This window comes from Actinosynnema sp. NPDC020468 (genome assembly GCF_040642015.1).
In the GTDB taxonomy this organism is placed as follows: Bacteria; Actinomycetota; Actinomycetes; order Mycobacteriales; family Pseudonocardiaceae; genus Actinosynnema.
Window position 1 is genome coordinate 1 of sequence record NZ_JBFAEO010000097.1, and the last position, 8,616, is coordinate 8,616.

General features: G+C 72.2%; 7 protein-coding genes. 6 read left to right on the plus strand and 1 reads right to left on the minus strand.

What is annotated here, in order from left to right:
* Nucleotides 1-43: 43 nt before the first annotated feature.
* The gene (locus tag AB0G50_RS35560) at nucleotides 44-3,142 is read right to left on the minus strand and encodes a BTAD domain-containing putative transcriptional regulator (protein WP_360118411.1); all 3,099 of its coding nucleotides are present in this window, start codon (nucleotides 3,140-3,142) and stop codon (nucleotides 44-46) included.
* Nucleotides 3,143-3,332: 190 nt separating this feature from the next.
* Here AB0G50_RS35560 and AB0G50_RS35565 point away from each other — a divergent pair, with 190 nt between their 5' ends.
* The 6 genes from AB0G50_RS35565 (at nucleotide 3,333) to AB0G50_RS35590 (ending at nucleotide 8,583) form a co-directional block, all read left to right on the plus strand.
* Nucleotides 3,333-3,497 carry a hypothetical protein gene (locus AB0G50_RS35565; RefSeq protein WP_360118414.1) on the plus strand — a complete coding sequence of 55 codons (165 nt, stop codon included), beginning with the start codon at nucleotides 3,333-3,335 and terminating at the stop codon, nucleotides 3,495-3,497.
* The gene (locus AB0G50_RS35570) at nucleotides 3,494-4,093 is read left to right on the plus strand and encodes a hypothetical protein (protein WP_360118417.1); all 600 of its coding nucleotides are present in this window, start codon (nucleotides 3,494-3,496) and stop codon (nucleotides 4,091-4,093) included. Before AB0G50_RS35565 ends, AB0G50_RS35570 begins: the two co-directional genes overlap by 4 nt.
* Nucleotides 4,081-5,013 carry a hypothetical protein gene (locus tag AB0G50_RS35575; protein WP_360118420.1) on the plus strand — a complete coding sequence of 311 codons (933 nt, stop codon included), beginning with the start codon at nucleotides 4,081-4,083 and terminating at the stop codon, nucleotides 5,011-5,013. Before AB0G50_RS35570 ends, AB0G50_RS35575 begins: the two co-directional genes overlap by 13 nt.
* On the plus strand, nucleotides 4,998-6,020 hold the full coding sequence (locus AB0G50_RS35580) for a GNAT family N-acetyltransferase (protein WP_360118423.1): 1,023 nt from the start codon (nucleotides 4,998-5,000) through the stop codon (nucleotides 6,018-6,020). The genes AB0G50_RS35575 and AB0G50_RS35580 overlap by 16 nt, the downstream gene beginning before the upstream one ends.
* 555 nt (nucleotides 6,021-6,575) lie before the next feature.
* Entirely contained in the window at nucleotides 6,576-7,157 is a 582-nt protein-coding gene (locus tag AB0G50_RS35585; RefSeq protein WP_360118426.1) for a GNAT family N-acetyltransferase, read from the plus strand.
* Complete coding sequence (locus tag AB0G50_RS35590; protein WP_360118429.1) at nucleotides 7,132-8,583, plus strand: FAD-dependent oxidoreductase; 1,452 nt, start codon at nucleotides 7,132-7,134, stop codon at nucleotides 8,581-8,583. The genes AB0G50_RS35585 and AB0G50_RS35590 overlap by 26 nt, the downstream gene beginning before the upstream one ends.
* The last annotated feature ends 33 nt before the right edge of the window (nucleotides 8,584-8,616 follow it).

The following is an 8,616-nucleotide window of genomic DNA, read 5'->3' on the forward strand; positions in this document are numbered from 1 at the left end:
CGTCCCCGCCCGGCGGCGCCCGGCGCGGCCGGGCGCCGGACGATCAGGAGCGGGAGGCGGTGCAGGCCTCCTCACGCGCGGCGGAGTACTCGGCGTCGGGGTCGGCGATCGTCGCGCAGCGGAAGCAGACGGTGTCGCAGTCCTCCAGGGCCTTCAGGTGGCGCTGCGCGTACCCGGTGTCCGCGATGCCCTGGGGATAGGTGTCGACGGCCTCCTCCCAGTAGCGCCGTGCCCTGTCGACCTCGCCCTTGAGCAGCGCCACGTGGGCGAACCCCTCGACGGCGCGGGCGACGTAGCGGGGGAACCCGTACTGGTGCGCCCGATCGCGGCACTGCTCGAACACCTGTTGCGCGCGGCCGGGGTCGCGCATCGCCACCGTGGTCTCGCCCAGCGCGTTCAGCGCCTCGCACTCGGTGGCGCGCAGGTCGTAGCTGCGGGCCAGGGTGAGCGCTCGCCGCCCCTGCCCCAGCGACTCGTCGAGGTTGCCCACCGAGCGGTTCACCCCGGCCAGGCCCACGAGGGCGAGGGCTTCACCCCGCTCGAGCTTGTGCTCCCGGCTGGTGCGCAACCCGCGCTCGAACTCCCTGAGGGCCTGCTCGTGGTCGCCTCGCAGGTGTAATACGGTGCCTATGCTCCATATGGTGAAGACGACCGAGTCCGGGTCGTCCGAGCCGATCATGGTCTCGGCGTTGCGCAGGCAGGTGAGCGCCTGGTGGTGGTCGCCGAGGTCGCGGGCGATGACTCCCAGGTTGATGGCGATGCCCGCGCGCAGGAAGCCGGAGGGGTCCTGCGCCGTGAGGGGTTCCGCCTGGCGGAAGATCGAGCGCGCCTCGACCAGCTGGTCCTCGTGCAGGTGGAGGTTGCCGAGTTGGACGAGCTGCGCGGCCTCGCTGCGCTTGTCGCCGATCTGCCGGGTGAGCTCGACCGACCGCGAGAGGTGCCTGCGCGCCTCCCCGATCGACTTGAGGTGGCGGCACACGGCGGCGAGACCACGCAGGCAGTTGGCCTCGCCGCGGATGTCGCCGGCGGCCCGGGCGGCCCGGGCGCCGCCCTCGAACAGCGCGTAGGAGTTCGCCCCGTAGTTCCGCACCTGGAGGAACGGCTGTAGGACGCAGACCAGTTGCCACGCCTGCCGGTGCCGGTCGCCGTCGAGGGCGAGCCGTGCGGCGGCCACCAGGTTGGAGTACTCCTCGTTGAGGATGTCGATCGCGCCCGCGACCGAGTCCGCCTCCCTCGTCCGCTCGGGTACTCGGTCCACCCGCGGTGCCGCGTCGTGGATCGCGTTGTGCAAACCCGCGGAGAGCGTGTGGACCGTGTGCAGGTAGAAGTCGAACATCCGGTCCAAGGCCTGGTCCCGCTCGTGGGGGCGCTCCACCTCGGCGAGCAGCTCCAACGAGCAGTCCCGGACCAGGTCGTGGAAGTAGAACCGGCCGGCGGTGTTCTGCTTGAGCAGGTTGCCCTCGAACAGGGCGTCGAGGCAGTCCTCGACCCGGTTGACCGGCAGGTCGGCGAGCGCGGCGGCCACGTGCACGTCGAAGTCCGCGCCGGGGTGCAGGCTCAGCAGGCGGAACACCCGCTGCTGCTCGGGAGTCAGGTACCGGTAGGAGACCTTGAGCGCGGTCATGACGCAGCGATCGTCCACGCGCAGGAAGCGGGCGCGCTGGGCGTGGTCGGTCAACCGCTCGACCAGGTCCGCGACGGTCCAGTGATCGCGATCGCGCAGGCGGGCGGCGGCGATGCGGATGGCCAGCGGCAGCCGTCCGCACAGGTCGACGGCGGCCGCGACGGCGTCCGGTTCGACGCGCACCCGGTCCGGTCCGGCGACCCGCTCGAACAGCGCGACCGCGTCCTCCTGCGGCATCACGTCGAGCGACAGGGCCTGCGCGCCCTCCAGCGCGGTCATCTTCCGCCTGCTCGTGACCACGGCCAGGGCCTCGGCGGCGCCGGGCAGCAGCGGGCGCACGTGGGCGGCGTCGGTGGCGTTGTCCAGGATCAGCAGGATGCGCTTGCCCGCGACGCGCGAGCGCCATAACGCGCTCTTGGACTCCACTGTGGACGGGATGAGTTCGGGTTGCAGGCCGCTGTCGAGCAGCAGCGCGTCCAGTGCCTGCTCGATGGTGATGGGGTCCGCTCCGTTGGTGAACCCGCGCAGGTCGACGAAGTAGTGCCCGTCGGGGTACTCGGCGGCGATCTGGTGGCCGAGGTGGATCGCGAGCGTCGTCTTGCCGACACCGCCCATCCCGTCGACCGCGGAGATCGTCAACGCGGACGGCGAGGCGTTGCGCGCGTTGTCGAGCAGCCTGCGCAGCTCGGAGGAGCGGCCGGAGAAGTCGCTGGTGTCGTGCGGCAGGTAGGAACGGGTGGCCTCCGTCCGGTCGTCCTCGGTCCCGGAAGGGGGCGCGGCCGGCGGCGGTGGCGTGATCTCGTTGTGCCCCAACACCTCCGCCTGGGCGCGCTGGAGGTTGGCGCTCGGGTCGAGGCCGAGTTCCTCGGCCAGCAGCCGCCTTCCCTGGTCGTAGACGGCGAGCGCGTCGGCCTGCCGGCCGCTCTGGTGCAACGCGCGCATGAGGCTGATGCGCAACGACTCCCGCAGGGAGTGCTCGGCGACCAGTTGCTGGAGCTCGCTGACCAGCGACCCCGTCTCGCCGACGCGCACCCGCAGGGACATCAGGTCCTCGATGGCGGCGAGCCGCTGCTCGTTCAGCGCGGTGGCGGCGTTCTCGATCGACGTGCCGGTGAGCCCGGTCAGCGCGTCGCCCTGCCAGACCTCCAGGGCGGCGCGGAGGAGCTCGACGGCCGCGGCCGGTTGCCCGGCGTTCGCCGTGCGCCGCGCCTCGGCGACGCGGGCGGTGAAGAGGTGCGCGTCGACCATCTCCTCGGGTAGTTCGAGGCGGTAGCCCGCGCCGGTCCACAGGATCGCGACCTCGGACGAGAGCGCGCCCACGGTGCCGCGCAGGTGACCGATCGCGTTGTGGACCTGCTGGCGGGCGGACTGCGGCGGAGACTGCCACAGTTCGTCTATCAGTCGCTCGACCGGAACGACGCGGTTGACGTTCAACAGGAGCAGCGCCAACAGCTTCTGCTGGCGAGCTCCCGCGACGGTGATCCTCTTTCCGGCTGAGACCAGCTCGAGCTGGCCCAAGATTCGGAACTGCAACTTTACCCCCCGGTAGCTTGCATCTCCGTTTTTCGTGTCCCCTACATCTACACGGAGTAGCCGCCCATTAGCGAGTGAGTAGGGGAGGCCGCCACTCTCGGGGCCGTTCGGTTCGGTTCGAGGCCGTGTCCGGGGCGATGCGCGGGCGCGGTCCCGTCGATCACAGGGGGGAAACATGAGGAAGGCGCTTCTCGTCGGGTTCGTACTGTCCGTCACTGCTGCTGTGTTCCTCGTCACAGCCGGTGGCTCGTCCGGCGAAGACGTCCACGACAAGGCCCGCTCGGACAACAGCGTGGTGCGGGCGGGGGCCGTTCCGGGGGTGTCCGGCAAGACGTCGTGAACCGCGCGTCGCTCGAACGGTCGGGGAGCGGGGCGGCACCCGACCACGACGGCGGCGCGGCGGAGCGCGGTCTGCGCGGGTTCGCCGTCACCGCCGTGGTACTGGTGATCGGTTTCGTGGCGGCGTGCCTCGCGAAGTACGACGTCGGGGGTGTCCGGTCCCGGCTCGACGCCTATTACGCGCTCTGGCCTCAGGAGTGGTCCTTCTTCGTCGCGCTCGACACGGACCTGCTGGACGGTTACCGGATCACGCCGGGCACCTCCCGGCTGCACGAGGTGTACGCGCCGGAACGCCAGGACCCGTTGTGGGGGTTGGACCGCAACTCCTACGAGTTGTCGGCCGAGATCAGGGAAATCGCGTTGCGGGTGCCCGACCGCTATTGGCAGGCCTGCGACCGGGCCTACCCGGAGGACTGCGGAGCCACGATGATCACCACCTCGCCCTACCGGATGCGCACCCCGGTGCGCTCGCCGAGTCTCTGCGGGCTCGTCGTCGTCTCCGTCGAGCGGGTCGCCGTGCCCGCTCCCGGGCGGCTGCCGACGAGTCCCGGCCGGGCGCACCACCTCGCGGTTGTCGACGTCGCGTGCGGTGGCTGAACCGGGTGCACGGGCGCGTCGTCCGCGCCGTCGAACGGGTGGAGGTCAGGGAGCCGGTCCTGGCCGTCGGTCGGAGTCTGCTGGCACTGTCCACTCTGGCCACGATCCTGTTCAGCGCGGACGACGCGCTCTTCCCGCAAACCAGCGAGTACCCGTCCGGAACGCGCTGCGCCGGCGTGCGCGCCCTGTCGATGTGGTGCGCGGCGAACCCGGACACCGCGGGCTCGACGGTCTGCCGGGTGCTGGCGGTCGTCGTGCTGGCGGTGACCGCGAGCGGGTTCCGCCCGGCGTGGACGTGCGTGCCGCACTGGTACGTCACGTTCAGCCTGACCGTCGCGATGCCGGCGTCCAACGGCGGCGACCACATCGCGATGATCACCACGATGCTGCTCCTCCCGCTGTGCCTGGGCGACGACCGTCGCTGGCAGTGGAGCGCCGTCGACCGCCCGCTTCCCGCGCGGTGGGGCGGCAGCGCGCTCGCCGCCCACCTGGCGCTGCGGGGCCAGGTGCTGGTGGTCTACGGGGAGGCGGCGCTGTCGAAGCTGTCCGACCCGCTGTGGCGGCAGGGCAGCGCGCTGCGGGTGATCTCCCGCCTGCCGCAGTACGGGTTCCCGCCGCCGTTGCGCGACCTGCTGGAGCCGGTGTTGACCTCCTACTGGCCCGTCGCCCTGCTCGGCTGGTCGGTCATCGCGGTGCAGCTGGTGATCGCCGCCTCGATGACCGCGCCGCGGGTGTTCCGGGTCGTCGCGCTGGTCGCCGGAGGGCTCCTCCACCTCGGGATCGTCGTCCTGATGAACCTCACCAGCTTCGGTTCGACCATGATCGCGGTGCTGCTCGTCGCCTGCGTCCGGACGGCACGGCCGGAGCGGACCCGCGTGGTCCCGGAAGAGAGGGTGGCGTCACGGTGGTCGCCGAGGTGACGGTGGAGTTGTTCGACCCGCGCGGTGCCGTCGAGGCGGACCTGGTCGGGTGCCACCGGGTGATGGCCGAGTGGTGGCGGGTCGACAAGCGGGACCTGCCAGCGTTGTCCTACACCGAGTGCGTGAACCGGTTGTGCACCCCGTTCCCCGGGTTCGGCGAGGAGGTCCGCTGGCTGGCGCGGCGCGGGGGAGAGGTCGTCGGGCTCGCGACGATCGACCTCCTGGAGGCGGAGAGCAGCCACATCGGGTTGACCGAGATCGTGGTGGACCCGCGCGTGCGGCGGCAGGGCATCGGCACGGCGGTGCTGCGCGCGCTGCTGCCGGAGTTGCGCGACCGCGGTCGGCACCTGGTGGAGGGGTGGCAGCTCACGGTGGGCGGCGACGGGCCGGAGTGGGCCAGGACGCGGGGTTTCACGACGGTGGGCACGGTGCTGATGCAGGCGCTGGAGTTCGCCGGGGCGGACCCGGCGCGGTGGGACGTGCCGGTGCCCGCGGGGTACCGGACCCGGCGGTGGCGGGGCGCCGCGCCGGAGGAGCTGGTCGAGAGCTACGCGCTGGCCCGTCAGGCGATCCACGACGCCCCGCTGGGAGGGCTCGGGTACCGGCAACCGGACTGGACGGTGCCGAGGGTGCGCGAGCGCGAGGCCGAACTGCGTTCCGCCGGGGTCGAGCACAGGGTGGTGGTGGCGGTGCACGAGGCCACCGGCGTGGTCGCCGGGTCGACCGAGTTGGAGGTGCTCCCCGACGACCTCGACTGGGGTTACCAGCGGGAGACGGCCGTGGTGGCGGCGCACCGGGGTCGCGGGCTCGGCCGGTGCGTGAAGGCGGAGATGATCCGGTGGCTGCTGGCGGACCGCCCGACGTTCACCCGCGTCCAGACCACGACCGGCGCGGCGAACACGCCCATGCAACGGGTCAACGCGCAGCTCGGGTTCACCACGACGCGGACCATGGTCGCGGTCAACTCCGGGATCGACGTCCTGGAGGCGACGCTCGCCCGGCTGTGACGGCGCGGTTCGGAGGACCGCCGCGGTGCTGCCCGGCGCCGGGCCGGCGCGGTGCGCGCCGTCGACGGGATCCCGTTCGACATCCGGAGAACCGCGGGCGGCAGGACCACCGTGTTCGGCGCGGCCAAGTCCACAATGGACCGCAAGGGGCGCCGCGGATTTCGGCGCGTTCACCAGGTAGCACACCGGTAGTGCGGTGATAGCCCTCCTGGCTACGCTCGCCCAGGTACGGCGGAATGGTCCGGGAGAACGGAAGTCCGCCGGGGGGTGGGGTTTCGGGTACCGGGTGTGCCCATCAGTCGAACCGCCGGCACGCGGATCGCCGCGTGAAGGGTTCGGTCGGATTTGTCGGCGGCAAGGGGGCGTGTGTGATGACGGCGAGCACGCGGGTGCGGGCGCGGTGAGGGACTTCACCGCCGGCACCGGCAACCGGGGAATCGACGTGGACGCGCGTCGCGGAACGACTTCGCGGTTTCCCGACAACGGTTTCAGGCGTGGTTTCGCGGCGTTCCCGAGGTCCGCCGTGATGCCGGGAGTGTCGCGAGGAGGCAAGTCGTGCGTGCCCTCGTGACGGAGCGGCTCGTCCTCCGTCCCTGGCGGCCGGACGACCTCGACGCGGCTCGGGCGTGGCACGCGGATCCGCTGGTGATGCGGTACCTGGGTGGGGTCCTGGACGGGGCGGGCAGCGACGCGACGGTGCGGCGCTGGACGGCGGAGCTCCAGGAAAGGGGTTACGGCATGCTCGCGCTGTGCCCGACCGGCACGGCGCGGCCCGTCGGCGCGGTGGGGTTGGGGCACCCGGGGTTCACGAGCCGGTTCACCCCCTGCGTCGAGATCGGCTGGCGGCTCGACCGGAGCGCGTGGGGACACGGGTACGCGACGGAGGCCGCGCGGGCGGTGCTGCGGGACGGGTTCGACCGCCTCGGGCTCGCGGAGATCGTCGCCTTCACCGTCGAGCAGAACGCCCCGAGCAGGCGGGTCATGGCCCGGCTCGGAATGCGGCACGACGTCGGCGGGGACTTCCTGCGCCGGTTCACGCCGACCGGACCGGAGCTGCCGTCCGTGCTCTGGCGGATTCGCGTTGGTGATCGAGGACAAGAGGAGTCCGGTGATGCGTGTGCCTCCGATCGACTGTGATCCACGAGCCTCGACGGGGGAGCGAAGCGCTCGCGCACGGGTACCGCGCGGGCGTCCCGGGTCCGCCGTGCTCGTGGGCGGCGGTGTCGTCAACCTCGTGACCGCCCTGAAGCTCGTGGACCACGGGTTCACCGTCGAGCTGTTCGACCGCGCGCCGGACCCCCGTCTCGACCGGCCGTGGCACGAGTACGGCTGCACGCGCGGCGGCGGCAACGCCCGCATGTTCACCGTCACGGAAGCCGACCAGTACAGCGGGATGGTCCTGCCCGACGGGGAGGGCACCGTGTTCGACGCGCCTCCCACCGGGTTCGGCTGGGACGTGCGGCGGGAGAGCGTCCGCAGCGTGCACGACCGGGAGTGGATCCGCGAGTACGAGGACCTGCCGTGGTGGCTCGCGGACCGGTACGAGACCGGGATCCACGACCTCAACCGCTCCGCCGAGCAGGGGTGGGAGCGGCTCTTCGAGGCGCACCCCGTCCTGGCGGGGGGAACGCACCTGCGCCGCGGGATCCTCCGGGTGTACTCCACCGCGGAGTCCCACCAGCGCGCGGTGAGTCGGCACGACTGGGTGGGCGACCGGCTGGAGACCTACACCGAGGCGGAGGTCAGGGACCGGTTCCCCATGTTCGCCCACGCCGGGAAGGGCCGGCTGGCCGGGGGGATCAAGGTCCGCGGGTTCACCCTCGACATCCACCGCTTCGTCGCCCTGGCGCTGGACGTCCTCCAGGCGCGCGGTGCGGGCCTGCACTTCGACTCCGAGGTGACCGGGGTGGATCTCGGCGGGGGCGGGACGATCGAGGGCGTCCGGATCGGGTCCGAGAGCGTCTCCGCGCGGCACCTCGTCATCTCGCCCGGTGCGTACGGCAACCGGCTGTTGGCCGAACTCGGCCTCGGCGGTCGGGTCGCGGGCGTGCTGGGGATCTGGCACACCCTGCCGGACCTGACCGGCCAGCAGCACTCCGTCAAGGTGTCCCGACCCGGCCGGATCGCCGAGGACGCGAACATCACCCTGGGCACCGCGGGAGGGAGGCCGAGCCTGGTCGTCGGGTCCGGCTACGGCTTCGCGGGCACGAGCGCCGACAACGTCGATCCCGATCGGGTGCGGGTGATCCAGCGCTCGGTGGACGAGATGATGCGGACCCTGCTGCCGGACGCCTACGAGGCGGCGGGCGGGCCCGCGTGGCTCGCGCACGACCCGGTGTTCTGCGTCCGGCCGTGGACCACCACCGGGTTGGGGGTGTTCGACGTCCGGGCCACGGCGACCGGTCGCTGCGTCGTCACCGGTGGCCACAACACCGGTGGCTTCGCGCAGGCCCCGGAGGTCGCGGACGCGGTGTTGGCCTCCCTGCTGGGGGAGGACCACCCGATGCACCACCTGTACGCGGTCGCCCGGTCGCGCGGATCCGGCCACCCGTCGTTGAGATGAGCCCACGAGGCGGGGGGCGGGGGGCGGCCCCCC

Excerpts from the sequence above, each read along its gene's own strand:
- AB0G50_RS35565 (WP_360118414.1), top strand. The coding sequence starts at position 3,333 with ATGAGGAAGGCGCTTCTCGTCGGGTTCGTACTGTCCGTCACTGCTGCT.
- AB0G50_RS35590 (WP_360118429.1), top strand. The coding sequence starts at position 7,132 with ATGCGTGTGCCTCCGATCGACTGTGATCCACGAGCCTCGACGGGGGAG.